Below are 25066 nucleotides of genomic sequence, written 5' to 3'. Positions count from 1 at the left end.
ATTACACCAAAAGCTGCGTCGAGTAAAAAACGAAACCTTGATAGCTGCCATAGGAGATTGCTTATGCTGCCGACTTACCATGAGCTCGCTGGATTCATCGAGATAGCGAAGTTGGGTAATATCAGTCGGGCCGCACAGAGCCTCGGTTTTTCTCAGCCTTCTCTAAGCCAGGCCCTTAAAAAACTCGAAGAGCGCGTGGGTTCTCCGCTGTTCCTGCGGCAAAAGTCGGGCGTACAGCTCACGGAGGCGGGCAAGGTCGTACTGGATCGGGCCCACGAAATTCTTGGCTTGTGGGGACAAACACTAAGTCACACGTCTTGGGTCAGCCATGAGCTGTCGGGTCGGATTCGAATCGGTTGTCATGTCAGTGCCGCTCAATATATCCTCCCTTCCTTGATGAGTTTCATTCACCGGGAATTCCCACGTCTGCAAATATCTTTGATACATGATTTGTCACGTCGTCTGGTGGATCAGGTTCTCCACTACGAAGTCGATGTCGCCATTGCCATCAATCCCCTACGTTCTTCGGAGCTGGTCATTCGTAATCTGGCCACGGACGAGGTAACATTCTTTGCAGCCAGACCGCTCAGTTCTCTTGCAGATGCAGAGAACCTCTGGTTGATCGTCGAACCCCATCTCATCCAAACTCAGGTTCTATTGCGTCATGTCAATAGCCAAGGCTACGCGTTCAAGGGAATTATCGAGAGCGCGAGTCTGGAAGTATGTGCTGCCTTGATTCGTAGTTCTGGAGGCATCGGGATTCTGCCCGCCCGCGTGCAGAGACTTCATGCCCCAACCGCCTTCAAAGTGCCTGACGCGCCGAGCTTCAAGGATGAAATCAAGCTCATCTACCGGGCGGATTATGCTGCGAATCAGGCTGTTAAAAAGTTCATGAAGCAGATGGAAAAAGTTTTGGTTGAGGCGCTTGAATGCGATCTCCAGCTCTAGACCAAGCGGTGCCAAAAGTTCACCGCACCCAAATTTCGGCAAACAGCAGCGCTTGCTTAGTATATTTTCATACACAAAACACTATTTTGGCTGGGGTTTGGTCCCCATTGCATTTATGATCTGGAGCTATCGATCCCCATGAAAAAGCTGGAAAGGCTAAAGAATATTATCGTGACAACATTTACCCTTGGCGCGACACTTTTATCGGCCAAAGCTCAATCCAAAGACCTTGGACCTACATTTAAAACACCTTTGATTCTGGGAGCCAGTGTAAGTGCAGGCTATGCCGCACCAGGCCCCGGCACAATATTAAGCAAACGATATACAGAACCTCACAACATCAAAACCATTGCTTACAATGGAACACCGGGCCACACGGTGCTAAAGAACCTGTCGCAGCAATCTTACAAAGATCGCTCGGTCATCATTGGGGTGGATCTCTTTTTCTGGGATTCCATTTACCCCACCGGTCCAGCCAGTGTCGCCGCCTTGGAGCAACTGGTCAAGGATGCCGAAGGCGCCCGCATCCCGATCATATTGGGTGACATACCTGATTTGCTGCCGGGGCTGCAGGGGCAACGCCCCCTCTTGAATCAGAAGCTGCAGGAAGCCTGTGCCCGCTACAGCCAGTGTTACCTGGTGCCGCTCAGTGACGTGTTTCAACAGATCCAAAGGGATCGCCACCTCGTTTACCAAACCAAACGCTATACCATACGTGACCTCCTCCCGGATGGCCTGCACCTTGGACCTATTGCCAGTGCTTACGTTGCTGACTTGATTGAAAATATGATGGCAGCCCGGAGCTGAAAACGATATTTCCTTCCCCCATGCCGTCCAGGCTTGCTGCCGGGATGGGGTCATGCTAAATCCCCCTCGGTGTTTTGCGTCCCGCAGCTCTCGAGGATTTATGATCTCCACTCGTAATTTGAGTAAAAATTTCGCCGCTTTTTCGGCTGTCCGCAAGGTGAACCTTGAGGTCCCGCAAGGGGCTGTCTATGGCTTTCTAGGAGCCAACGGCGCCGGCAAGACCACGACACTAAAAATGCTGATGGGGCTTCTGGTACCCACGGCAGGCGAAGCTTCGATTGGGAATCTCGATTGCCACAAGGATCGCCTGGCGCTGAAACGCCTCGTGGGATATCTGCCTGACGTTCCTCAATTTCCGAGTTTTCTACAGGGACGCGAGATTTTGCAGATGGCCGCTGAACTGCATGGGCAAAGCACTCGGGATGCAAAGCGGCGAGCCTCGGAGCTACTGGAGTGGATCGGCCTGGGTATGATGGCTGCGGAGTTCGCGGATAACTATTCCATTGGCCTGAAGAAGCGCCTCGGCCTGGCCTGCGCTATCGTTCACGATCCAGCTGTTCTGCTCTTGGATGAACCCACCAATGGCCTCGATCCTTATGCCACCCGACTGATTAGAAACTGGATTGGCGAGATGGCGCAAAAGGGTAAAACCATTGTGCTGTCGACCCATCGGCTGGATTTCGCAGAACACGTCTGTTCCCATCTCGGCATTCTCCATAAGGGCGAACTTGTGGTTCAGGGTGAACTGCAGGCGATTCGGCAGCAGAGAGCGGCGGGCGCCCATCTTGAAGATATTTTCTTTGCCCTGACTGGGGCCGAGGATGCGCATGCCATCGACTCATAACAGCGCTTCCACCAACCGAATTCTCTTTCGATTTGGAATACGGACGGCATTGAGACAACTCACGCACATCAAAAATAGTGAAGGTGTCATCAAACGGGCTCCGCTGATCGTATCCTGGATTGGCTTCGCTCTCATGAGCCTATTGGGCAACGTTTCGCTCCTGAGAAGTTTGACGCGTGCGTATTCTGTCGAAGAGAAACTCAACGCAATGAACCTGGGGCCTTGCACAACGGAAGCCTGTCAAAGGCTGATGAGCCCATCCCACGTCTGGCCCCAGATGATTCAATTCTTTTGGTTGGGTCTCGCTTTTTTTCTTGTCACCATGATGGTCGTGGCTGTTGGTGTGCCTTTATGTCGAAACAATTATAGTGCTGAGGATCCCGATCTTGAATGGATCAGCACATTTCCGGTACGACTGCGCACCTGGCTTGCCGGTCGGCTCATTCAGAAAGCGATGCTGAACTACTACTTTTGGTTGTTCGCCTTGCCCATGCTGGTGGTGGTGGCCCTTTACCGGAATCACGCGCTCTATTGGACTTTGCCGGCGGCTATCTTTGTCGGACTCGTGACCAATATTATGGCGACAAGCGTCGGCGTAGCCTTGGATATGTGGATCCAGTGCAGACTGACCCTGAAGCGGCAGCGCGATGTACGCGTCATCGCTTCGATGCTCGGGTTCCTGATTTTTGCCGTTACCTATTTCGGCTTTAGGTATATGGAGTTTGGCTACTGGCGCACTATATTTGACTATGCCGATGTTTTGCAGAACAACGCCCTCATTGCATTCGTGGGGCAGCTCTTGGCCTTGGAATTCCCTGGTTTTGGCCCCTATCTTACGCTTCTCCTGCTGGCGGTCATCACCGCGGGCTGCAGCATTCTGTTTATGGAGAAACTCTTAAACAAGGGTCTATCCGTGGATTCGGGTCTATCGCCCCGGTCAACGAATGCGCGGCGGATCGCACCGACCGGTAAAAAATATTGGGAAAGCCTGCCGACCATGATGAGGCAGGAGCTTCGGATTGTCGCTCGGGATCGGCAGTATGCCTTCGCCTTGCTGGCCTTGCCGCTGCTTTGCCTTTTCTACTTGCTTATGCCCCCAGCAGCCCGCGATCCCTCTTTACCCCCGCCCAAGTTCATATCCGAACTGATGCTGGGCGCGATGCTGGTGATGGCCTACCCCGCCTTGAATCGAATACATCGCACCCCAAGCTGGGTGTGGCTATTGACCAGCTCACCTCGTCCACTGATGGACATTCTCCGTGAGCAGCAACGATTCTGGGTCGTGCTGGCCGGTCTTATCATGTTGCCCGGAGCCTTGGTCATTCACAACCTGCAGCTATGGTTGGACCCCATGTTTGACCTGCGCTATGCACTCGCTTTGGCGGTGATTGGGCTCTATGCGAAGAATGTCGTCGATGTCTCCTTGGTCTTAAGCATGATGCAGACAGACCAAACCAGAAAACACGCAGGACCGGCCTTCATGCTGCTGTCTCTAGGTCCTATCATGACAATCAACGTGAGTGGTGGAGAACCTTGGACAGCTTGTGGCATGACCCTGCTTTATGCCGGTATGGTGTTAGGGTTTCACGACAAAGCGCGGGCTTTTGAGCCTTATGTACTGGATCCTGCCAGCGCGCCAACAATCCCGGCAGGCCTCAGCGATGGAATGATAGCGGCCATGCTTTACGCTCTGCTGGCGAACATTACTTTTCTATTCGTTCAGTTGTTTTCAAGCATGACGTCCATCGCCCTTCTTTGGGGCAACCTGATTGGCGGACTGATCGCTCTGGTCATCACTCAATTTTATTTCGAGACGCGGCAGACGACGGATGTTCCCAGGTATCTGGGTCGCATCCGATGGCAGGACCTGCTCCTGTTGCCTCTGCTTCTGACAGCTGTCCTGGCAGGAGGCTGGCTCTGGCAGCAGCAAGCTCCGGGCTGGCGCTTTCTGGATTGGCTCTATTTTCTCTACGAAAGAAAAGTTGCTCAGCCTCCCCCACCCCTGTCCCTCTTGCTCCTGGCAGGTTTTATAGGGCCACTGGTGGATGAATTTATTTTCCGCGGTCTGATTTTCCGCGGGGCCAGAACACGCTTTGGTTTTTGGGTGGCCTGTTTCGGTAGCGCCCTGCTCGCGACGCTTTGCTACAAGCCCGCTGACTTCGGACCTGTGCTGCTGGTGGGCCTCGCCTCGGGAATTCTGTATCATCGCACAAAGATATTGTGGCCCGGTGTGCTGCTTGGCATAATTTTCAATCTTATTCGATTAACGTGGTACTAAAGCGCGGCGCTAAACAGCGCTTTGCAATTCTTCAAGACGCACCTGGAACAACTCCTGAGCCCCCTGCATGCCGCGGATGGGACGGGTTCCCAGGCTGGAAACAAGGCTCGGATCCAGATAAGAAGCCGCGCTGCGACTCAAGAGGATTTGGCCCGGTTCGGCCATATTTTCAATCCGTGAGGCCAGGTTAACCGCACCACCAATGACCGTATAATCAGAGCGTTTTTCACTACCAAAACTGCCCACGATGGCTTCGCCCAGATTCACGCCCACACGCAGCTGAAAACTGACACCAAAATCCCGCGTCCAGATTTTATTCTGATCGTCCATCGCGGCCATCAAGTGTCGGGCACAGGCCACGGCGCGTTCCACTTGGGCTTTGGGCGTGATTTCCAGAGGCGCTCCATAAATGACCATCACACAGTCGCCGATGAATTTATCAATCGTGCCATTTTCTTCGAAAATGATATCGGTTGCGATTCGCATCCATTGATTCAAAAATCTTGCGGTGCGCTCCGGCCCCAGTAGCTCTGCCTTGGCTGTAAAATCAACCAGGTCTGCAAAAACGATGGTGACCGTGCGCTTTTGGGGTTCCTCATCCAATCGGGAACGACCCAGGCGAATTTCCTCGACCAAAGCTGGAGGCAGAAAGCGCGAGAGAATGCGGGTCTGCAGATACTGCTGAAGTTTCTGGATCCTGTGCTGCTGGACCTGCCGACGCCATAAACCAAAACTCACAAGGCTGAGCACAACAATCGTCGAGAGGGCCACGTAAGAGGTCAGCTGCGATTGCTTATGAGCCAGATCCAGTTTGATACGATTGATTTTGGATTCATACCGACTGCGATCCAACTCCGCTCGCGTCCGCGCCAGCTCCAGGCCGTCCACCGACTGAGCCATGCGCTGCTTGTTCTGGGGGCTGATTTTTTTTCGATAGAAATTCTGAAATTGCTTAAGAACGGCGAATTCCTGTGCAGTTGATAGGGGCAGCTGCAGAATTTCATCGGTCATGTGCTGGATCACATCAGCCTGGGTTGACTCCGGAAGGGTCACACAAAGATCAAGATCGGCGGCTTGACCGAGACGTTTTTGAATGATGGCCATATAGCATTGCAAAAAATGGATGCGCCCCGGACTCTCCGGATAGTTCGCCAGATCAACCTGCTGCAAACGGACCTGGGCTTCCGTGGGTTTGCCCGTTCGGACCTGGGACAGGGCCGCAAAAATATTGGCATCCTGATAATAAAGGCTGCTGCGGTCGACCCGCGCAAAGTGTTCCAGAGCCTTGCGATCATCCCCAAAGGCGAAAAGCATGGTCACGCCTTGGTTATAGGCGCTGTCACTCGCCTCGGACAACCTTCCACGCTGTCTCATACGGGCTTCCGTGTCCGCATAAATAGCGACACCCTGGCGAATAATGGCCGGACTGTTGCCTGGATCCACATAGAGCCGGGCAATCGCTCCTAAAAGCAGGGATCGCAGCACCCAGGCGTCTTCGGGCAAGGAGGCGATGGCCTTGTGAACGAGAATACTGGCTCGACCGAAATCATAGTTTTCCGTCATGATGGCCAGCGTATCGTGCGCAATCCATCCCGCGACACTCGTCCCCGGCTCGGCTTCGGAAGCCAGTTCAAAATATTTTTCAAGCTTTTCGACCAGCTGCAAATACGTCAGAGATTGATCATACTGGGCCAGGGTCGACTGGAGCATATAATCGTCAGGTTTCGGTCGCACCTTCTGGCGAAGCTTATGGAACGCCTCCCGATCGGTGAATTCAGTGCTGAAGACCAGTTGTCGTTCGGCGGAATACCGCTCCGCTTCCGGCAGCTCATGTTCGACCAAAAATCGGGTCAAGGCCAGGCGTTCATCATGCGTTCCAGGTGTGGCCGACAGATTCAACCGAGGGCGAACGTTCTGTTGATAGGGAATGGAATAACGACCAAAGTCGCCACGCGCCGGCATGGACAAAGACAAGAGAACGAAAAAAAGACCAAGGTATGCAAGGGATTTCAACCGGACCTCCAAGCCTGCAGCCGAAGGTCCAGTTTATCATGATTTTTAACGCGTCACACGTCCGGTCTTACCCGTCGATAGCTTTGTGGCCTTTTCATTGACTGCATTGAGTTGCTCCACGACGCTGCGACATTTCCCGGCTTTATCCAGGCCCGGTTCAATCATGGGCACGAGAGCGGCCAAAGGGTTGACCAACGCTCCCAGTGCAATGGCAAGCCCTGAGCGGGTCAGAAGCTCTTTCTTCTCCAAACCGACTTCGATATCGTTCAGGGGGCCCCTGATATAAATCGGCGAGCGCAGACTGCCGATACTGAAGTCATGGACGTGGGCCTTCAGCTGGACATCAACCTTGTTCCCGACAAGGTTGACTTCGCCCTTGCCGGTGATGCTAGTGTCCTTGGTCGCGATCAGGAAGGCCTTGGTTTTAATCGCCCCATCCTTGGCTTCAAATGCTGTCAGGGCACATTGAATATCATAAAGGGGATGATCCCTGAACCAGTTTTCAATGGTTTGCGTGATGTCGATCCCAAACGCTTCAATGACAGTTCCCGACAGCTTGCCATCTTCGATGGCCAATTCAATGGGTCCATGCACATCGCGCGCGAGTTCCATCGGGGTTTTGCCCTTCATCGCCAGGTCCAGTTGCCCGGTGAGCAGCCCGCGAGCCATATCACTCGGCTTCAAGTCAAAGACAGGAATCTCCTTGGCCACGGGGGCGAGCAGCGTATTGAGGTTCACTCGCTTGGCGCCCAATTCGATCTGCACATCGAGCGGGAGTTTGGTGCCGTTGATCAGGAATCGACCTCCGATATGCCCCGAGGCCACTGCAAATTTCACCGGATCGATGCGGAGATCGCCATTGGTGAGTTTAATGGTGGCATCCCAAGCCTGGATGGCTCGACCTGTTTTTTCGCCACGGAATCGATTGACCAGATAACGTATATCCACATCCGCGAGCTTCATGGCGGACACATCAATCACCTTGTCTGAAAAATACTGACCCGGAGCTTTGGGTGGTTCATTCTCAGGCTTATAGCGTTTATCGGTTTTAAAAATCCCGGCGAAGTCCTGCTGGACCGTAACGGGGGATTCGACTTTACCGCTGATTTTCGGCCGCCGGGAACGCAGATCGACTTGCACATTGCCGTTGACTTCGCTGTCGCCTAATTTCAGGACGATCTTATCGAATTTAAAATTCTGGGGTTCCACGCGCGTATGAAAGGCCAGACTATAGGCGGGCACTTTGCCAAGATTCAGATGAAAAAGCTTTTTGATCTGTTCCAGGTCGGGACCCTTAGCCTTGACGGAAAAGTCCCCGGTGCTATCAGCAAAGCGAACGCTGCCCTTCACATCCACATCCTGCCGCCCCATTTCCGCGCTCAGGCGTAACGGAAAAGGTTTGTCTTCATCCTGAAAGGCTTCCAGACTTCCTGTTTCCCCTTCGATTTTCCAGGGGAACTCATCCATCTTACCGTTGCCACTCAGCTTGGGCGTAGGGTTGTCTTTGGGGGCCTCGATCTGAAACCGCTCCACGGACACTTTGATGGGCTCTTTTTTACCGAGGCTATCGTAACGAAACTGAGCATCCGTGATGGCAGCTAGGTTGATAAAAATCTTCGGCAGTTTTTCCAAAATATCGGCTGGACTTGGCTCGTCCTCAACCGGTGCCTCGTCTTTTTTCTTAACTTCCCTAAGATGAAGGCGCCCTTGGTCGATGGTAAAGCTTTGAATCAGGAGCTGGTCTTTAAATAACAAAGGCGTGGTGGCAATACGCACCTGAGCCGGACCCGTACTGAATTCCTTGAGCGAAGCATCCTCGCCGGCTATATGCATCTTCAGTTTGCTCACCTCAAGTTCCATGGATCGCCAGAGTTTGATCCTTATGCCTTCGAGCTCATCGATTCGAATCGATGAATAACGTTCGACTGTCTTGATCAGAAAACCTCGATGCTTGTTCCAGTCCACAAGATTGATGATCAAGAAAACGGACAGCACGAGGATGACGAAAACCGCCAGGAGCCCTGAAATGATTTTAAAAAGTGTGCGCATGGGTGTGATATCCTTCGACCGGGGAAAATCCCGTGGGGTTCATCCTACAACGCTCACAGCCAGGGGAAAATGCTGGTAAATTAAGTCATTTCTGTCTCATTTTTCCTTCACCCACCCTGGCCCTCATGACGCGTGTGGGTCCTCAGTCTGCCGAAGCGTACTTGGTATTAACCCAGAATTATGATATTTTTCGCTGAATTACGATTCCCGTGGCGTTTACCGGTTTGGATGCGCATTCTGTGGCGCGAGCTCCTGCCACGGAGGACAACATGAATGTGGAGCGTTATGGGCTTGAGTGCCGGTACCACCCTATAAAAACCTATCTTTTGAATCAGAGTGATCGCTTTATCTGGTTCTCACCCGAATGGAATCTTGAATTTCGGGGAAAATCTTCCGAGACCTACGAGGCCGACGATTTCATTGGCAAAAGTTTTTTTGATCTGCTCGCGGGCCCAACCATAGGGATGATCTACCGATCCCTCTTTCAGTTGGTACGCAAGCCCGAGAGCCAGACGCTCGACCTCACCATGCGGTGTGATCGATTTCCCTTCAAAATCCTGATGCGACAGGAACTGACAAGGGCTGAGAGCGGGCAAATTAGAGTTCAGCTTGCTTATGTAAGCTGCGAGGCACTGGATGAAAGTGCATCCAGGTCGGCTTATGATTGGGACGGTCCTCTGCGCATGTGCAGCTGGTGTCAGTCGATTTATGATGAACGCCAGGGACTCTGGGTCTCGCTTGAAAAATCTTTGGGATACCTGCCCCTGCTGCACGAACCGGAGCTCCCCGCCATAAGTCACGGATGCTGTCCGAACTGCTATCAACTAATTCGAGGCAAAATATATGAATATTCTTGTCGTGGATGATGATGCTGTCATGGTGGAGCTTTTGCAGTATTTTCTTGAAGAGAACGGCATGTCGGTGACAACAGCCGCCAGCCCACCGGAGGCTTTGGAATTTTTGCTGCACAAAAAAATTGATCTGGTGGTTTCCGATGCGATTATGCCAGGGGGCGGTGCCAGGCGCCTCCTCGCCGATATCCTGAAGACTCAGCCGGACATGCCCGTGATTCTGATGTCAGGATATGGGCCCAATGATCTGAACCTGCCTGATCATCACGCCCGTGGTTTTTGGCGCAAAGGCGAAGCCATTGATAACCTGATCGCGATGGTCAAAGCTGTCCGTTAAGCCACTCCAGCAGAAGCTTCGACTGGCTCATGCAGAAAGAAAACCATAGGCAACTGCAGGGAAAGACTGAACGCGCGGAAAGCCTGGGCCGCTGGTCCTGGATCCAGAACAAGTCGGACGGTGCCTCCATTGGCTTCCACGAATTGTCGAATGGCACTCATACCCACACCACGTCCCGATATATCGCTCAGCATTGGGGCTGTGGTCAGACCGTTTTCGAAAATCAAGGCCGCGACCCGATCATCATTCTTTAACTCTTCGGGACTGTATCCACGATCACGTCCCAGTTGCCGCAAGCGCTGCAAAGCCAAACCACGGCCGTCGTCACGGACCTGGATATGCATGGCGTCCCCGACATGGACCACCTCGATATCCAGCGAACCTTGGGTCGCTTTACCCTTTTGTCTGCGCTCCTCGGCCGATTCCAAGCCATGATCCAAAGCATTCCGCAGGATGTGAATAAAAATGTGCTGCAGAAGACGCTCGCCCGCTTCATACACGCGAATCTCATGCGCATGAATCAAGAGCTTCGGTTCAGGCTTCTCCAGATCGCGCGCCAGGTCGGGAACGCACTGAACAATGCGCTCCAGAACCTGCCGGATCGGTTGCGAGCACTTGTATTGCAGACGGCGAATCACAACCTCCAGACCGGAATCCGGAACCTTGGCGACCATGTTCTGCAGGCGCTGAATCAAGGCCTCCAGTTCGTCGGTGGACCATTCCACGTGCGAGGCTGGGGCCGACGCATGACTCAGGATATCCTGGGCCACGCGTGCATAGAAAGCCAGATGCTCACTGAGCCGCTGCAGATCCGCTTGCAATTTTTCACCATCAGCTGCGGTTAGAATGTGGCCCCGCTGGGTGGCCAGTCGCTGCTCAACCTGGTGCAGGGTATCCGTTATTTTGCGCAGGTGAAGCGACCGCCCTGTGCCTTTGAGAGTATGTATAGGGACAAAAAGATCCTGCACCAGACGCTCACTCCCTTCGGGACTGGCATTCTGGAGCAAGGCTTCACAGCTGGACAGGGTCTGCAAGCCATCGCGCATGAATTCTGTAAAACGCTTGGGTGGCACTTTCAAAATTTCCGCCAGGATTTCCAAAGTATCGTTTTGCTCCTGCGCCTTGCGCTGCAAGCTCCTGAACTCGGTCACGTCCCGCATGGTGACCAGCAGCCGCTGAATCTTGTTCTCAGCATCTTCAATGGGGCTCCAGCTCAGTTCAAAAAAGGCTTCGCGCCCCTGGTCCTGGCGAATAATTTCGAGGGGAAGGCAATGCGCATTGGCTTCAAAGTTGAATAATTCCTGATCCAGGGCACTATCAACCGCACAGCTGGCCTGATTTTTTTCATCAAGGGTCAGCTGGCTCCGATCGAAGAGCAGCTGCAATGCATTAAGGCCTTGCAGTTTGGAACGGTTAAAAATTCGGTGCGACTGAACAGAATAATCCTTATGAATGCCATAATTATTGGCATCAAACATAAACACACCCAACGGAATATGCTCCATAATGGAACGAATATCTCTGGTTTTTTCTTCAATGATTTTTTCCAGGTCGCGGTTCATCAGGCGAATTTCGGCTTCGGACGTTTCCGCCCGGGTAAAGGCTTGAGAAAAGCGGGCTGAAATAAAATAAGACTGAATCAGGGAAAAGGCCACGACCCCCCAGCCAATCAGAGGGAAATTGGAAAATGCCATACGATACATCATATCGTCGTGAATGGTGCTGGCAACCAGCACCAGAATGCCGGCCAGAAAAAGCATGGAGCCGTGATCACCACGCTGATGCGCTTTCCATACCGCCCGTCCACAAAGCCAGGCAGCAGTGGGAAAGAATGTAACAAAATAGATCGACATGACGACAAACTTCAGCTGGATCGGCACAACAGCAACGATAACGAAGCTCGCGAGCGTCCCGAGCCAGAGCGGCCTAAGAAAACGCGTCGGGAAGAGGCCCGGATAGGCAAGGCTTACATATTCAGAAAATGCAGGCACGACAAAGTAAATGAGAAAGAAAACCGTCAATCGATCCGCATCATGAATATCCCAAAATGCATTGATCGGTGAGGTATAACCGGCAACCAACCAATAAAAAAAGCAGGCCACAAGGCAGATGCCGAAATACAAGGGTGTGCGATCTTTGGGCCGCAGCAAATACAGGAAAATATGGTAGAGGGTCAACGCGAAGAGACTGCCGAGGATCATGCCGTCAAGGATTTTCGTACCACGTTCAAAGGCCACCAACTGGTCCGAAGTCCCAACGACCAAGGACTGAAGAATGCCAGGGGGACGCTGGAGACGATTGAGAATATGAATCGTAATCAGCAACTCGCGCCCCTCAGGCAGGGGAAAAACACGGTAACGCTGCGGATAGGTTTCCACCCCGGACGGACGGCCGGTGGCGTCGACTGGCCCAAAATTAGCTTGCTCACGACCATTGATAAAAATGCGCGCATTGGGTGCAATCATGAGCGTCATCAAATGAAGATTCGTCTCTATCGGCACTTTCAGTCGCAGCTGATAGCTGGCCTGGCCTTCGATCGGATAAGGCTGACTGGTCCAGGGTCCGGGGACTTTTAAAAACGTGGTTTCCTGGGTCGCTTCGTTGGGCGGAATCAGCCGGTCCCAGACAAAAGTATATTCGCCCTCCAGTTTAACCAGACCATCCCGCAAAAAATTCCAATGCTCAAGATTGAGAGCCCCTTGGCGGGCCTGCGGCGGCTCCTGTTCACTGGCCACGGCACCAACGGCGGGAAGAAACAACAGAGTGAAGCCGATGAGCCATCGAAGGATGTTCTTGATACCCATGCACGGTCCCTTCTTTCGGATTTACGAACATATTATCATGCTGGGAACCGATAAACCTCGAAAACCTTTGGGAATCCAGGCATACAGCCGCCTGGCATCGGCCATCGTCCTCAAACACAGTAAAATTGTGCCAAATCACTAAAATTACAAATCAATAGCGAATATTTGAAAAATAAAGCTCAACCATTGGGATTGAGTTCTCTATACTCGCTCTTCGAAGACAATTTATCGTAAAGGAAAGCAATGCAGATGCGTTTTGCCTGGCTCTTGATGCTTGTTTGGTTTGGTGGTCCTTCGTTCGCTGCCATAGGCAGCCCTCCTCCTACAACCCTTGCCGCTGGTGGTTATCACACCTGCGCACTCCGTAACAATCAGGTCTATTGCTGGGGATATGGTGTCCTCGGGCAGGTAGGCCAAGGCCAGCATGAGAATGAGGCTCATGCGGTGCTCGTTCCAGGCCTGGGTCAAGACGTAGCCCAGATCGCGACCGGTGAGCTGCATAGTTGCGCCGTGAAAAAAAGCGGCGAAGTTTATTGCTGGGGATTCAGTTACACCGGCGCCATCGGCAATGGTGTCTCGCGCATGGATACGGGTTTTGGCTCGTTCATGATTCCATCAGCCACCATGCAGCCCACCCGGGTCCAGGGTTTAACAGGTTTGAAGGTCACCCAGCTGGTCGCTTCAAAAAATTCGACCTGCGGCCTGTCGTCCTTGGGTGACGTCTACTGCTGGGGCGCGGGCTCGGAATTTCAACTCGGGGATCAAAAATCCGGGATCAGCAATCACACAGGAACGGCGCGCAAGGTCACCACCCTGCCCGCCAAGGCTCAGTCCATTCATGGCGCCGAAAATGGGTTCTGTGCTATCACGACGAATCAACAGCTGATTTGCTGGGGTTTCGTGGTGGCAGCAGCGCAAAAAACCTATCCCGCCACCAACATCACGCCCCATCAGCTGCAGGTAAAAAGTCTGGCGCTGGGTGATGCCCATTCCTGCTTTGTCGACGCCCAAAAGAAACTTCATTGTCTCGGTGATAACTGGTATCAGCAGACCGGTCTCTCCGAGACGGCCAACACCTGGACGCCTGTTGGCAACGACACCTGGACCCGCATTGATACCTATAAAAAAACCACCTGCGGTATCACGACGGCGGGAACGGTGAAATGCTGGGGACTCTGTCTTTACGGACTTTGTGGCGATACGGACAAAAGCGTGATGGTGTCACCCCATCAGGGCCAGGACGTGTTCCGCTTTAGTACGGACGAACCCATGCAGATTCCTGGTCTAACAAATGTCCAGGATATTGCTGTCGGAGCCCGTCATGCCTGTGCCGTTCTCAGTACTGGCTCGATCAAGTGCTGGGGCAGTGGCTTTCTCGGTCAGTTAGGTCAGGGCAGCAGTGATCAGTCAGCCACCCCGGTGACCGTATCCTTCACCAGCACCTCGGATTCCGCCGCATGGTGGCAGAATATGCAGGTGACCCCGGACCGCTTGCAGGATGCCCTGGACGAACTGGCTCGCTGGAGTCAGACGGAAGCTCGCAAATCGATCTATACGTCCAAATCGCTGGTGGCCCTGCCGCTGGATCAGAGTCTCAGCGCCCTCAACAAGAATAATTACAACAACATCTATGGATTGGGCTACTTTCACTGGATCGTTCGCAAATCAGCAAAGTTTCTGCAGCTGCTCTTTCCGGACCGTTCTGTGACCGTCCTGCGCGTCAATACCAATTATCCGTATTCCAACCCGCAGTCGCAGGAAGATGCGCACGACCATGGCCTGGATGCGGATTTGGGCTATATTCTGGAAAATCCAGATGATCCCACCTCACCCATCGACCTGGAAGCCCAGTTCTGGTTCACCTACATGATGTATAGCGAAGCCGCGAAGGTCACTGGCCATCGTTACTCCGGTTTCTCCTATATCCATGAATTGGAATCGTATTTGTATAAGGCCAAGGCGGATCAGCTGGTCGACAGTCGCTTTACCTTCACCAAAATGCTGGATCCGTGGGAGTTCTATCACGTTTCTCATTTTCACTTTGGTATCAATGCGTGTACGGGCACGCTTCAGGCCACTGCCGAGGGGCCGCGCTGCCGTTGATTTGACTTCATCCTGCTCAATGAGGGTGGCCTTGCGCCACTCTCTTTCCCACCTACGAATGGCCTTTTTCCGGGATTATCGAGATCCCACCGTGGCATTCGAGTATGGCAAATTTAATCTGATCGAAACTCTCCAAACCATGCGTTTCGCGTGCTGATGCCAGGATATCGTCCTCGTCGATGCGCGCCGCCGCCATGCGGGCTTTCATAGGTTTGCCATTTTCCACAATCAGCATCGCCTTGCTATTCATCAGGTGATTGAAACGCGGTGATCGATAACCGATCACGGAAAGCAAAATATCCAGACCCACCAGGGTGACAATGATCAAAAATGAGTTGGTCAGGGAATTATCGTTCTGATTCAGGGCACTCTGAACGGTTTCACTGATGATCAGCAGGAGCACGAAATCAAAACTCGTGGTTTCGGCCAGACTCCGCTTGCCAGCGATCCGAAAGATCAGCCAGACGAAAAAATAGGTGACCGTTGCGCGTATGATGCTATCCATAGTCCTCACGCCCTTCTAAGGATAGACGAATTGATGAAAGACATGCCCTTGCTCGCCATTCACGAAAATCTTCCCTTCCAAGCGGCCCACCTTCTCCGGTTCCATTCGCAACTGGATCGACACGGGCTGCCCCGTATGGGTCGTTGTAAACCAAAAGAGGGTTTGGTCCCCATGGGCGCTGGATTCAGGCTCTGGCACAATGTGTTCGATGCGAAAATTGTGCAAATAGGAATTTGAAAGAGCGACGGCGACAACCCCTGGTTCGCCCGTCGAAGCTGGGACTTCCAGGCGAATCGTCGAAAGATCGCCATAGTGTATAAAGCGATCGTAATACAAATGAAAGGTATCCTCTTTCAATTCCGCGTGGGCCAGCATTCCTTTACCAAACAGACCCAGAGCCGCCGCCAGGACGAGAAGCCCCATAAAGACCCAGCCTATGCGCTCAAAGAGGCCTTCTCGCTTTTGATAAGGAGGATCCGATAGAAAATCAAACGTCGTTTTTTTTTCAGACATAACCCACCGCCTGCTGACGTGAGATGCATTTTTCATGCTAGCCGGAGCCGCTTTGGTTTTGTAGGATAGCAACGATTTTTAGCTTGCACCGCCTGGCAACCGATCAGACCGGGTGAAGGTTGCGTGTAGGCTGGAATCTGCATGGAACTTACATAAAAAGGGAAAACCTTTGCCACGCCGCTCCCATGATCTTCACGGCAATGCGCCTCATGAATCCCGTCAGGCGCTCCTCTTGATCGATACCATCAATGATCTGGAATGGGAAGGTGCGGCGCCCTTGCGGCCCAAGGCGGCCCTGGTTGCCAAAGCCCTGGCGCGATTGAAGGAGCGAGCTCGGGTTGCAGGCGTACCCACGATCTACGTCAATGACAATTTTGGTCAATGGCGCTCGGATTTTAACGCGCAGGTCGACCACTGCCTGGCGAGTCAACACGGACGCTCGATGGCGCAACTCCTGAAACCGGCCCCGAACGATTACTACATACTCAAGGCGAAACATTCGGGATTCTACGGCAGCCCCTTGCACATTCTGCTCGAACATATCGGTGCCAAGGAATTGATTTTAGGTGGTTTTACCACGCATAGCTGTGTCCTCTTCACCGCTGTCGACGCCTTTCTCCGCGATTATCAGCTGATCATTCCTTCGGATGGCGTGGCATCGTGTAACAAAAAGGATCACGAGCGGGCCTTGCTCCAGATGCAAAGTTCGCTGTCAGCCAAGGTCGTCTTGTCGAGTCGCATTCGTTTGAAGAAAGAGTGAGTTAAGCCGCCTGATGGGCCTTGTGACGTTGGATTTCAATCTGGATACGACTGCCGCGGCCGGCCTCTGTTTCAATATGCACGCGTCCTCCAAGCTCGCGGACGGCTTGAATAATACCTTCCAAACCTATCCCCCGGCCGGCATCCATACTCACGCCTTGATGTGTGCTGTGGCCGCCGCGGCTGACCATTTCCACCAGCTCCAGCCAGCTCAGGCGACTGATGGCGGCATCGGACTTGACCTTCAGCTCGCGTGCCTTCGCTTCCCACTGCTGCCGATCAAAGCCACGTCCATCATCCCTGCAGCTGATGAGAAAACTTTCCACGGTTTCACTGAACTCGAGCTGTATGAGGCCAAGGTTTGGTTTACCTTGGGCTTCACGATCCTCTTCCATGCCATGAACAATGGAGTTACGAATGATGTGCACCAGGTATTCCATGGCCTTTTCTTCCGACTGCGATCGCACCCGAACATCCGTACCCCGCACCTCGATCTGAACATTCCGATTCAATCGCTGCACGAGGAGACGTCCGTTATCCACAATAGGCTGCACGAGGGTACTGACAGGTTTGGCCACCACATCCTGGATCCAACCGGCGACTTCGTCTTTCAACACGGGATCATGCCGCTTTTCGACCATATCCTGGAGCTGCCGCAGCTGACCCGGAGTCACTCGCGATTCCTGGGCCAGAGATGTCCCCCAGGGGGTCTTGAGAATGGTCTCATGCGCCTGCAGGAAATCCCGGAACAAGGTGTCGATGGCCTGAATATCCTGGGGCGAAAGGTTGCGGTTTTCTTCAAGCTGATGCATGCGTCGCGCGAGGCGGTTGAGCCCAAACACCATACTGTTGCCCTTCAGGGTATGCAGCAAAAAAGCCCGCTCCCTGGGATCAGTACAAACCTTCAGCCGGGCTATGAAATCGTGGCTATGGTTGATGAACTGCCGGAAGGCATCCAGGTCCTGGAGGATTTTTATGAGCACCTGATGTCGACGGGACTCACGCTGCTTGCGTTTTAATTCCGTCACGTCGAGAATCGTCACGAGCAGGTTTTTAATGCGACCCGTTTCATCGAACAGGGGCTTGCACTCCAATCGCAAGGATCGCTGCCCAAGCTTGATCAATGAAGGCAACTGAGCTAAAGACACGGCAACGGGCATCAGGTCCTGAAAGACCTGGTCCCAGGCCAATGTCCAGATCTTGCTCGTAGCCGGCTTGAGTTGCAGCAAGGTGACAAAGCTCTGCCCCACCTGGAGCGGTTGGCCGAGCAATTGATGGCAGGAGCGGGAAAATCCTTCCAGGATCTTGCCTTGAGGATTCACAATGACAAATCCGCTGGCGACGTTATCCAAAATGTTGCGAATGGTTTCGGTCCGATCAGCCACCTGGGCTTCAACCTGAGCCAAATGATTCTGGAGCTCCTGGTTCAAACCGCGAATCACCTTATCTGAATTGGATCGAATAAACTGCACCCGATCGCCGATGGCCAGAGAAATCAAGAGGCCCTGCACGACGACACCAAAAAAGTTTCCATACTGGATGACGTGAGGCGCGTGATAAATGCCAAGCAGATTGAACGTCAGCAGGATATTGGCAGCCAGAAACGTGAGCGATGCCATGAGAAAGTAAGCCGCAGGCCGATAGCCTCGAAGAATGGCCATCACGCTGGCCACGATCATGGCGATGGAGCACACGCCAATGGTCACGCTCACTAGCCGAGCCTGAGTATCAAAAGAGACCACGAGTCCTGCCACCGACGGGGATAAGCTGAAAACCAGCAGGCCTTGGAAAAAACGCAGGAACTTCGGCAAATTCTTTTTCATATAGAGAAAGGCAATCGTCACCATGACACCGGTAAAATTGGTGAGCGTCCCGATCACAATATACCCTTCATTTTCCAGCCAGCTGGCCCATTCAGGCCTGACGAGATAAGGCCAGACGTTCTGCATCGAAGTTTGCAGAAGGGTCATGTTCAACAGGAAAAGACTGTAGTAGGCATAAGTCCGGCTGCGCAGGGAAAGGGCCAGAAAACTATTGTAGAAAAACAAAGCGATGATGAATCCGAAGAGACCGCCCAGCATCAAGGTATCAACGAAACGGTGTCCTTTGAAACCATCGTCCCGCCAAAGATAGAGCGAAAGAATGTTCGGGCCCTGCGAACGGGTCCGGAGGTAATACACGTTATCGCCAGGATAAGCCATGATGGAGAAAGCCGGGCTGCGAAAGGCATAATGATCCGGCCGCACTGTGTCGCGATCACCCTGCTCATCGCCTTTCACAAAACCATTGAGGTCTTTCTGATAAAGACTGATGTAATCCGTGAGGGCATAGCGACTTTCCAAAACCAAGGACCGTGGCAAGGCTTCAGGATTGCGAATCACGACGCGAAGCCACAGTTCGCCCTTCACATAGGCCGGACCAGGGAAGTCCTTCAGGGATGGCTGGAATTTGTGATCAAACTCGCCGGCCATCATCGAGGCGGGACCCACCGGCGCATTTTGGTTTTCCCAAATAACCAACCGCTGCCCCAGGAAGAGCCCGTCGTTATCCTGAACCTCGGCAAGGTCCACCACCGGAAATCCCATTGCAGCGTCGCCTTTGGCTTGACCCGTGGTCAACCAGATGGCAACGAGAAAAAGAAGTTTCCCCATAAACGAACCCTCGCCTTCGCTTTGTCATCGGTAGACCACGGAAAAAATTGATTCTTATAACGCCATGCCGGCCGAGTAGGAATCTGCCTACATCTAGGCACTTGGGCGTAAATTTTCTATAAGCGAAAAGAAGCACGTTGCTTCCCTGAACGAGACTGAGGCGGAACCATGAGGCGTTGGGCCCGAATCGTTGCTTTCCTTGTGCTGGCTATCGTCGGCTTGGAATTACTGTGGGTTATGGCTGCCAGTCGCTATCTGAAGAGCGATAGCTTTCGAGAACTCCTTCAAAAAGGTGGCCTGCAGATCACTTTTGACAAGGCGTCCTCCCCACTGCCTGGACATATTCACGTCGAGGGCCTGATCCTGACGACGCCCGAGACCCGATTGGAACTGCCCGAAGCGCGACTCCAGTTCAGCATTCTGGCCCTGGCGGGGAAAAAAATTATCTTTTGGTCAGCCAAGGGCAAGGGTGGAAATTTATCCTTCAAACCCGGTGCCAGCCCAGGTGAAGACCAAGGGCTGGCTCCCGGATCGACCGGCGAAGGCGCGTCGTCTGATGATGAAGCCTGGACGGTTCACTTTCAAAAACTGGCCTTTAAAAATTTGCAAAGTCTGGTCATCGGCACCATGAGTGTGAAGGGTTCCATTGATTTCGCAGCCGAATTGCATGTGGAAAAGCAGGACCAGGTGCGCCTGCGTGCCGGGCGCTTGCATGTACGCGAAGCCCAAACCCAATGGAAGGATCAAAAGTTGGCCCGGATCGACAGTCTCCATGGTCGATTCGAGCTGGAACCTTTTACGATGAAGGATGAGTGGTTACGCAAACTGTCCCTGGACATGAAAGTTAAGGCTGAACTGGAAGAAGGTCAGGTCCTGCAAAATTTTGTCGTCGACGCACCGTGGCTGAAGATCAAAGGCCTCAATCTGAAAACCGATGGCCGCCTTGTTTTGAAACAGGGCCAACTGACCGAGCCCACGCTGGTCACGTTTCAATCGCCGCGTTTGCAGCTGGAGCTTTGGAAGGAAATGGTATCCGGTCACGGCAGCTTCGTGATCGCTGTGGATGATAAACTCAAACTTGATTTCACCATTCCGTCATTTACTGTGGATCATGCCGCCAATCAACAGGTTGATGTCAGTGGCCGTGATCTGAGTTTAAAACTGGTGACGGCCAACCGCGATCTTTTGAGTCACGATCGCGCCTGGCAGGCGGCCTTGAAATTGCCGGAAAGCACCATCCATGACCTGCGCTATTTCAACCATTATCTGCCGACAGGTCTTGGGTTTCAATTCAAGGCCGGCCAGGGACGCGTGCAGTTACAGCTCGATTCGTCCAGCGCGAATGGCAACTTCATTCGCATGGAAGCCCCGACGGCGTTGGTGGCCTATGAGAATCAGGAATTTTACGGCCGTATCAAGCAGGTCCTGAATATCGATGCGATTGATTTTGTGCAGGAAGGGTTTACGGTGCCTTCGGGTGAAACGACCCTGAATGTTCGTCCCGGTGGCAAGGATTCTCAGGACAGCGAATGGGCGGGTCAATTGAATATGAAACAGGGACGCGTGCAGATCACACCCTCGCGATTTGAAGGCAATATACAATTGAAAGCCAATGATCTACGGCCGCTTCTGTGGATCTTCGATCCTAAATCCAAGCTTCCCGATGCAGCTCGCAGATTGTTCAAGAAGGATAACCTGGAAGCGCAGTTTCACTTGAAGGCGGATGAAGCCAGCTATGCGATCGATCATTTCAAGGCTGAGACCGCGGATCTGAAACTCGAAGCCTGGTACCAGGGAACGCGGGATAAAAAGCGCGGCAAGCTCTTTGTCCGCTATGGAGCTCTTAGCGCTGGCGTCGGCGTTCACGATGCGGATTATAAGATTCAGCTCCTCAGTTCCCGTGAATGGTTTCAAAATCGCCAATAGCCTGCCTGAGGAAAACCGGGTTTATCGATCAGTCGCAATAACATAAGAGAATCACGTTCATTTTATGGACTGCCTGCAAAAACACCTCTTTTACGCCTTGTAAGAATCAGACTTTTTCTTTTAAATCATTGTTTTTATTGTCAATATAAGGAAAGTCTGCCTGGGGCTATGAAGGCGTAAAAAAACCCGGAAAGCTCAGGCTTTCCGGGTGGCACGACGGGGGAGGTATCGGGACTTCAATCAGGGAGCTTGTTGATCCGGGAACAGGTTAGGATCGAGACTGCGCAGGTAAGCCACGATTCCGGCTTTATCGGCAGCACCCGTGAAGGTCATCTTATGCGGAGCTTCCGTTTGATAGTTGTCATCGGTATTCAGACCAGTTTCAACGGTCGACAACACAGCAGCATCCGAAAACTGGGACAGATAATAAGGCGAATGATCCACGCCGGTCGCTGAGCGATGGCAGGTAGCGCATGCGGGTGAGGGAGTCGCACCTGCAACGGCTGTATTGTAGCGTTGACGACCAGCCGTCACCTGCGCCGCGGTATACGTTGCAATCGTAATAGCCAAAGGAACTTCCTTGGCTTCGAATTTACCTTTGGCGGTGGCGGCACCCGCTTTCACTGTTGTCATTTCATAAACGCGACCTTCCGGATATTCTTCAACCATCTTCACGGTCAGAAACGCTGGATCCGCTTCAAAGGAAAGTTTGGCAACCTGACCTTTGGCCGCTGCCTGGAATTCAGGACTGGTATAGAGTTTTTCAGCCTGCTCCTCACTCAATTGGACTGTTTCAGGCAAGTCGCCGCGCACACCAAGGTCGATCAGAACCTTGAATGCGGTGGCACCATCGAAGCCGGTAAAAACTTTGCCACTGGAGTTGTTATAGAAGCCTGCGGACCAGGTCATCTTACCAATCAATTCCGGAATGTTAATCGGAGCGGCAGCGGCGGGGGTCCCGCTTGGAGTGCCATCAGCATTCTTTGCGCCTTCCGCAGGAGTGCCGGCTGGGCTCTTTTCAGCCGATTCTGTCTTGCCCGATTCGGGCTGGCCTTCGGATTGTTTCGAGGGCGATGAGCACGCTGCCATACTCAACAGAAATGCACAGGACAGTAAAACCTTAGCTTGCATGGGACGGAACATACCGCTGTCTCCTTCAAGACATGAGTGAACTGCTTCCTTCTCCTGACATCAGGAGAGGTTGGCCCTGGAGGGTTGTGTCTTGATGGTCGTCTATGCAGGTTCCCTGCCAAACTGTTGGTGTGCCCAGCTTTCAAAGCTGACTTCGGACCCAGGTCGCAGGGAACTCCATAGTCCTTTCATACCAGGGGCGTTGGTGCCAGTCTTCCAACGTGATAAGTTTCGACCTGGCTTTGTCCCCTTCAAAAGCAGAGATCTCCTGCGCGGCGAAGGCACGATCGAGAATATTCAGATTGGCTTCATCGTTGAGCTGAAAGGAACGGCTGTCAAAGTTTGTGGATCCTACCGACACAAAGATATCATCGACGATCATCACCTTATTGTGAAACATCGTGGGTTGGTAGGTATGGATGGCAACCCCTGCCTTGAGGAGCTCTTCCCAACGAGCCTGCGAGGCCAGCCGTGTCATCGGCTGATCGTTATAAGGGCCAGGCATGATCACCTCGATCGTGACGCCCCGCTTGCGGGCAGCCAGGAGTTGGTCAATCGCCAGATTGTCCGGAACAAAGTAGGCATTCGCAATGCGGATGTTCTCACGTGCGGAAGCGATCGCCAGGAGATACATGAGGCGTACGGATTCATCATCACCTCCGGCGCTGCTGGAAAACATCTGAGCGTCGGCATGACCCTCGGTCGAGAGCGACGGAAAATATTCTTCGCCGTGCAAAAGATCCGGGCTCACCTTCATCCAGTTCAACATGAATGCGCCCTGCATCTGGCCCACGACCGGACCTTCCACGCGGAAATGGGAATCGCGCCAATGCTTGGGACTATCCGCATTGCCCTGCCACTCATCGGCTACGCCTACACCGCCGGTAAATCCGACTCGTCCATCCACGACGAGGATGCGCCGGTGAGTCCGATTGTTGAGACGATCGAGCGTATACCACTTCAGCGGTCGATAGAATTGCAGCTGGATGCCGGCGTCTTTCATCTGCTCCACATAGGATTCATCAATATCCGCCGACCCCAACCAATCGACGAGAATATGGACCGCGACGCCTTCCCGGGCTTTTTTACAAAGCTCTGCGGTGAAGGTTCGGCCGATCTCACCTTTCCAGTAAATATAAATTTCAAAGTTGATTGAATGTTTGGCGGAGCGAATGGCGTCCAGCATAGCCGGAAAAATTTCCACCCCATTATGCAGCGCTTCGATGCGGTTGCCCGGCGTGAACGAAGGTCCTAGCAGCCGATTCAAAGAACGTCGGAACGCAGGACTATCCACTTCATAAAGTGGCTCGATCGTATGCTTCAAGCGTGTTTCGCCAGAAGACCAGTTCATCCCTATGAGTATGACCAGAGCGGTTGTCAAGACGGACAAAACTGCAATGCGCCAGCGTTCCAACATGAAATAAGCCCTCCTCAAGCAAGGTTGTGCACGGTTGGTGCCAAAGCCCTGCGTCGCCCCGTTTCCGAATTATTCATTGGCCGTTGGCGCCACGCCCAGCTAAGTTCAGCCCCAAGACAAACACGAAATGAAAGGACCTCACGCTATGCGTCGATTGTTCGGTGTTTTGGCAGCACTCAGCACGGGTGTTTCCAGCTCTCTCTTTGCATCCGGTATGACCTTACACATTTGGATGGCGGAAAAGGCCGCCGATGAATACGTTCAGATTCCTGAGCTTCGCGCATTTTTACAGGAGCAGTCCTCCGCCTACAAAAACGGTTCGATCTTCCCTGACTCTGGATATGCCGCCGGTCATCCTTTCGGTGAATATGCGCACTGGGATCACTTTCTCAATTCCTATTACGACGTCATCAAGGAGCGCTGTCCTGATCTCAGCAGCGGCGCCTGTCGCAAGGCTTTTGCCCACATGCTGGGCTCGTTAGCGCATTCCCTCGGCGACGTGAACTTCGACCGGCACTTTGTAACGGCCGAAGCTCATCATGATCATGGCGGCGACATTGATAAGGCGCAAAGCCTCACCGATCCCGCCTGTGATTTTCTTGCCATCCTGGAACATAAACGCGGTTTTAAAATTCCCGATCTCAACCTGCCTGAAGATGAACTCTTGTCGGCATTTGCGAAAGGCGGGCAAGTCTCGGTCACAGCCGAGGACATGAAAAAAGGCGCGGCGATCCAAAAACTGGCCCTGGTCGGGGAACCCCTCGGCAGTCCTTTCACTTATCTCTATTACAAAGCAAAGATGCCCTGGGCTTCGAAAAATTACGTGGATGCACGTGGCGGCGTGAACGACACCGCACGCCGAATCGCGCACGCCTGGGAGCTGGTGTGGGTCCGTTATCATCGCCAGGAATCCACCGCAGACCTCTTCAATTCCATCGGTGGTTGGCCCTATGTTGACTTTTACGTATCTGGTGAGCTGATGGAAAACTTGTGACATCCTCTCGGGAATAAATTCCCGAGCATCCTGTAGTTAAGATGCGATGAGTCCTGGAAGATCCTTCCAGGACTCTTGAAGTTGGCAGGAGAATGGCCCGAGGGCCAACCGTCTGCTACGACCCGAGTATAACTCG

General features: G+C 52.9%; 18 protein-coding genes. 10 read left to right on the top strand and 8 right to left on the bottom strand.

Going from position 1 to position 25066, the window contains the following annotated elements; all coding sequences use genetic code 11:
- The first annotated feature begins 63 nt into the window (after window positions 1–63).
- From VE954_RS36680 to VE954_RS36665, 4 genes are all read left to right on the top strand, one after another.
- A complete protein-coding gene (locus tag VE954_RS36680; protein ID WP_324962500.1) occupies window positions 64–948 on the top strand; it encodes a LysR family transcriptional regulator in 885 nt (294 codons plus the stop codon).
- 138 nt (window positions 949–1086) lie between these two features.
- The gene (locus tag VE954_RS36675) at window positions 1087–1755 is read left to right on the top strand and encodes an SGNH/GDSL hydrolase family protein (protein WP_324962498.1); all 669 of its coding nucleotides are present in this window, start codon (window positions 1087–1089) and stop codon (window positions 1753–1755) included.
- A gap of 100 nt (window positions 1756–1855) precedes the next feature.
- Entirely contained in the window at window positions 1856–2599 is a 744-nt protein-coding gene (locus VE954_RS36670) for an ABC transporter ATP-binding protein (RefSeq protein ID WP_324962496.1), read from the top strand.
- Entirely contained in the window at window positions 2577–4877 is a 2301-nt protein-coding gene (locus VE954_RS36665) for a CPBP family intramembrane glutamic endopeptidase (RefSeq protein WP_324962494.1), read from the top strand. Before VE954_RS36670 ends, VE954_RS36665 begins: the two co-directional genes overlap by 23 nt.
- Window positions 4878–4886: 9 nt before the next feature.
- Here the strand turns inward: VE954_RS36665 and VE954_RS36660 are convergent, their stop codons facing one another.
- Window positions 4887–6890, bottom strand: a complete 2004-nt coding sequence (locus tag VE954_RS36660; protein WP_324962492.1) for an adenylate/guanylate cyclase domain-containing protein — start codon at window positions 6888–6890, stop codon at window positions 4887–4889.
- A 45-nt stretch (window positions 6891–6935) separates the two neighbouring features.
- Window positions 6936–8939 (bottom strand): AsmA family protein, encoded by a 2004-nt coding sequence (locus VE954_RS36655; protein ID WP_324962490.1) that lies wholly within the window; start codon window positions 8937–8939, stop codon window positions 6936–6938.
- A gap of 269 nt (window positions 8940–9208) precedes the next feature.
- Here VE954_RS36655 and VE954_RS36650 point away from each other — a divergent pair, with 269 nt between their 5' ends.
- A complete protein-coding gene (locus VE954_RS36650; protein WP_324962488.1) occupies window positions 9209–9805 on the top strand; it encodes a hypothetical protein in 597 nt (198 codons plus the stop codon).
- Window positions 9783–10127, top strand: a complete 345-nt coding sequence (locus tag VE954_RS36645) for a response regulator (protein ID WP_324962486.1) — start codon at window positions 9783–9785, stop codon at window positions 10125–10127. The genes VE954_RS36650 and VE954_RS36645 overlap by 23 nt, the downstream gene beginning before the upstream one ends.
- Here the strand turns inward: VE954_RS36645 and VE954_RS36640 are convergent.
- On the bottom strand, window positions 10124–12931 hold the full coding sequence (locus tag VE954_RS36640; protein ID WP_324962484.1) for a 7TM diverse intracellular signaling domain-containing protein: 2808 nt from the start codon (window positions 12929–12931) through the stop codon (window positions 10124–10126). The two genes, VE954_RS36645 and VE954_RS36640, sit on opposite strands and share 4 nt — an antisense overlap.
- A 249-nt stretch (window positions 12932–13180) precedes the next feature.
- Here VE954_RS36640 and VE954_RS36635 point away from each other — a divergent pair, with 249 nt between their 5' ends.
- The gene (locus VE954_RS36635; RefSeq protein ID WP_324962482.1) at window positions 13181–15034 is read left to right on the top strand and encodes a hypothetical protein; all 1854 of its coding nucleotides are present in this window, start codon (window positions 13181–13183) and stop codon (window positions 15032–15034) included.
- Window positions 15035–15086: 52 nt separating this feature from the next.
- Here the strand turns inward: VE954_RS36635 and VE954_RS36630 are convergent, their stop codons facing one another.
- Both VE954_RS36630 and VE954_RS36625 read right to left on the bottom strand, forming a co-directional pair.
- Window positions 15087–15539, bottom strand: a complete 453-nt coding sequence (locus VE954_RS36630; protein ID WP_324962480.1) for a DUF421 domain-containing protein — start codon at window positions 15537–15539, stop codon at window positions 15087–15089.
- 15 nt (window positions 15540–15554) lie between these two features.
- The gene (locus VE954_RS36625) at window positions 15555–16052 is read right to left on the bottom strand and encodes a hypothetical protein (protein ID WP_324962479.1); all 498 of its coding nucleotides are present in this window, start codon (window positions 16050–16052) and stop codon (window positions 15555–15557) included.
- A 169-nt stretch (window positions 16053–16221) separates the two neighbouring features.
- Between VE954_RS36625 and VE954_RS36620 the strand changes: the two genes are divergently transcribed.
- Entirely contained in the window at window positions 16222–16812 is a 591-nt protein-coding gene (locus VE954_RS36620; protein ID WP_324962477.1) for an isochorismatase family cysteine hydrolase, read from the top strand.
- A 1-nt stretch (window position 16813) separates the two neighbouring features.
- Here VE954_RS36620 and VE954_RS36615 read toward each other — a convergent pair whose 3' ends face one another.
- Window positions 16814–19462, bottom strand: coding sequence for a 7TM diverse intracellular signaling domain-containing protein (locus tag VE954_RS36615; RefSeq protein WP_324962475.1), 2649 nt, complete (start codon window positions 19460–19462; stop codon window positions 16814–16816).
- 168 nt (window positions 19463–19630) lie between these two features.
- Between VE954_RS36615 and VE954_RS36610 the strand changes: the two genes are divergently transcribed.
- Complete coding sequence (locus VE954_RS36610; RefSeq protein ID WP_324962473.1) at window positions 19631–21388, top strand: hypothetical protein; 1758 nt, start codon at window positions 19631–19633, stop codon at window positions 21386–21388.
- 240 nt (window positions 21389–21628) lie between these two features.
- Here the strand turns inward: VE954_RS36610 and VE954_RS36605 are convergent, their stop codons facing one another.
- The gene (locus tag VE954_RS36605) at window positions 21629–22531 is read right to left on the bottom strand and encodes a hypothetical protein (RefSeq protein ID WP_324962471.1); all 903 of its coding nucleotides are present in this window, start codon (window positions 22529–22531) and stop codon (window positions 21629–21631) included.
- Window positions 22532–22661: 130 nt separating this feature from the next.
- Window positions 22662–23936: a phospholipase D-like domain-containing protein gene (locus tag VE954_RS36600; protein WP_324962469.1), complete on the bottom strand. Its 1275-nt coding sequence runs from the start codon at window positions 23934–23936 to the stop codon at window positions 22662–22664.
- A 145-nt stretch (window positions 23937–24081) separates the two neighbouring features.
- Here VE954_RS36600 and VE954_RS36595 point away from each other — a divergent pair, with 145 nt between their 5' ends.
- On the top strand, window positions 24082–24930 hold the full coding sequence (locus VE954_RS36595) for a zinc dependent phospholipase C family protein (protein WP_324962467.1): 849 nt from the start codon (window positions 24082–24084) through the stop codon (window positions 24928–24930).
- Window positions 24931–25066 lie beyond the last annotated feature (136 nt).

It is taken from the genome of Oligoflexus sp. (assembly GCF_035638955.1).
Classification (GTDB): Bacteria; Bdellovibrionota_B; Oligoflexia; order Oligoflexales; family Oligoflexaceae; genus Oligoflexus.
The sequence above is the reverse complement of the archived record's forward strand: the minus strand, read 5'-3'. Positions and strand labels throughout refer to the sequence as shown.

Coding starts and splice junctions, on each gene's coding strand:
- VE954_RS36645 (WP_324962486.1), top strand. CDS start 9,783: ATGAATATTCTTGTCGTGGATGATGATGCTGTCATGGTGGAGCTTTTG.
- VE954_RS36625 (WP_324962479.1), bottom strand. CDS start 16,052: ATGTCTGAAAAAAAAACGACGTTTGATTTTCTATCGGATCCTCCTTAT.
- VE954_RS36650 (WP_324962488.1), top strand. CDS start 9,209: ATGAATGTGGAGCGTTATGGGCTTGAGTGCCGGTACCACCCTATAAAA.
- VE954_RS36595 (WP_324962467.1), top strand. CDS start 24,082: ATGCGTCGATTGTTCGGTGTTTTGGCAGCACTCAGCACGGGTGTTTCC.
- VE954_RS36680 (WP_324962500.1), top strand. CDS start 64: ATGCTGCCGACTTACCATGAGCTCGCTGGATTCATCGAGATAGCGAAG.
- VE954_RS36655 (WP_324962490.1), bottom strand. CDS start 8,939: ATGCGCACACTTTTTAAAATCATTTCAGGGCTCCTGGCGGTTTTCGTC.
- VE954_RS36600 (WP_324962469.1), bottom strand. CDS start 23,936: ATGTTGGAACGCTGGCGCATTGCAGTTTTGTCCGTCTTGACAACCGCT.
- VE954_RS36635 (WP_324962482.1), top strand. CDS start 13,181: ATGCGTTTTGCCTGGCTCTTGATGCTTGTTTGGTTTGGTGGTCCTTCG.
- VE954_RS36630 (WP_324962480.1), bottom strand. CDS start 15,539: ATGGATAGCATCATACGCGCAACGGTCACCTATTTTTTCGTCTGGCTG.
- VE954_RS36670 (WP_324962496.1), top strand. CDS start 1,856: ATGATCTCCACTCGTAATTTGAGTAAAAATTTCGCCGCTTTTTCGGCT.
- VE954_RS36610 (WP_324962473.1), top strand. CDS start 19,631: ATGAGGCGTTGGGCCCGAATCGTTGCTTTCCTTGTGCTGGCTATCGTC.
- VE954_RS36640 (WP_324962484.1), bottom strand. CDS start 12,931: ATGGGTATCAAGAACATCCTTCGATGGCTCATCGGCTTCACTCTGTTG.
- VE954_RS36665 (WP_324962494.1), top strand. CDS start 2,577: ATGCGCATGCCATCGACTCATAACAGCGCTTCCACCAACCGAATTCTC.
- VE954_RS36675 (WP_324962498.1), top strand. CDS start 1,087: ATGAAAAAGCTGGAAAGGCTAAAGAATATTATCGTGACAACATTTACC.
- VE954_RS36605 (WP_324962471.1), bottom strand. CDS start 22,531: ATGTTCCGTCCCATGCAAGCTAAGGTTTTACTGTCCTGTGCATTTCTG.
- VE954_RS36615 (WP_324962475.1), bottom strand. CDS start 19,462: ATGGGGAAACTTCTTTTTCTCGTTGCCATCTGGTTGACCACGGGTCAA.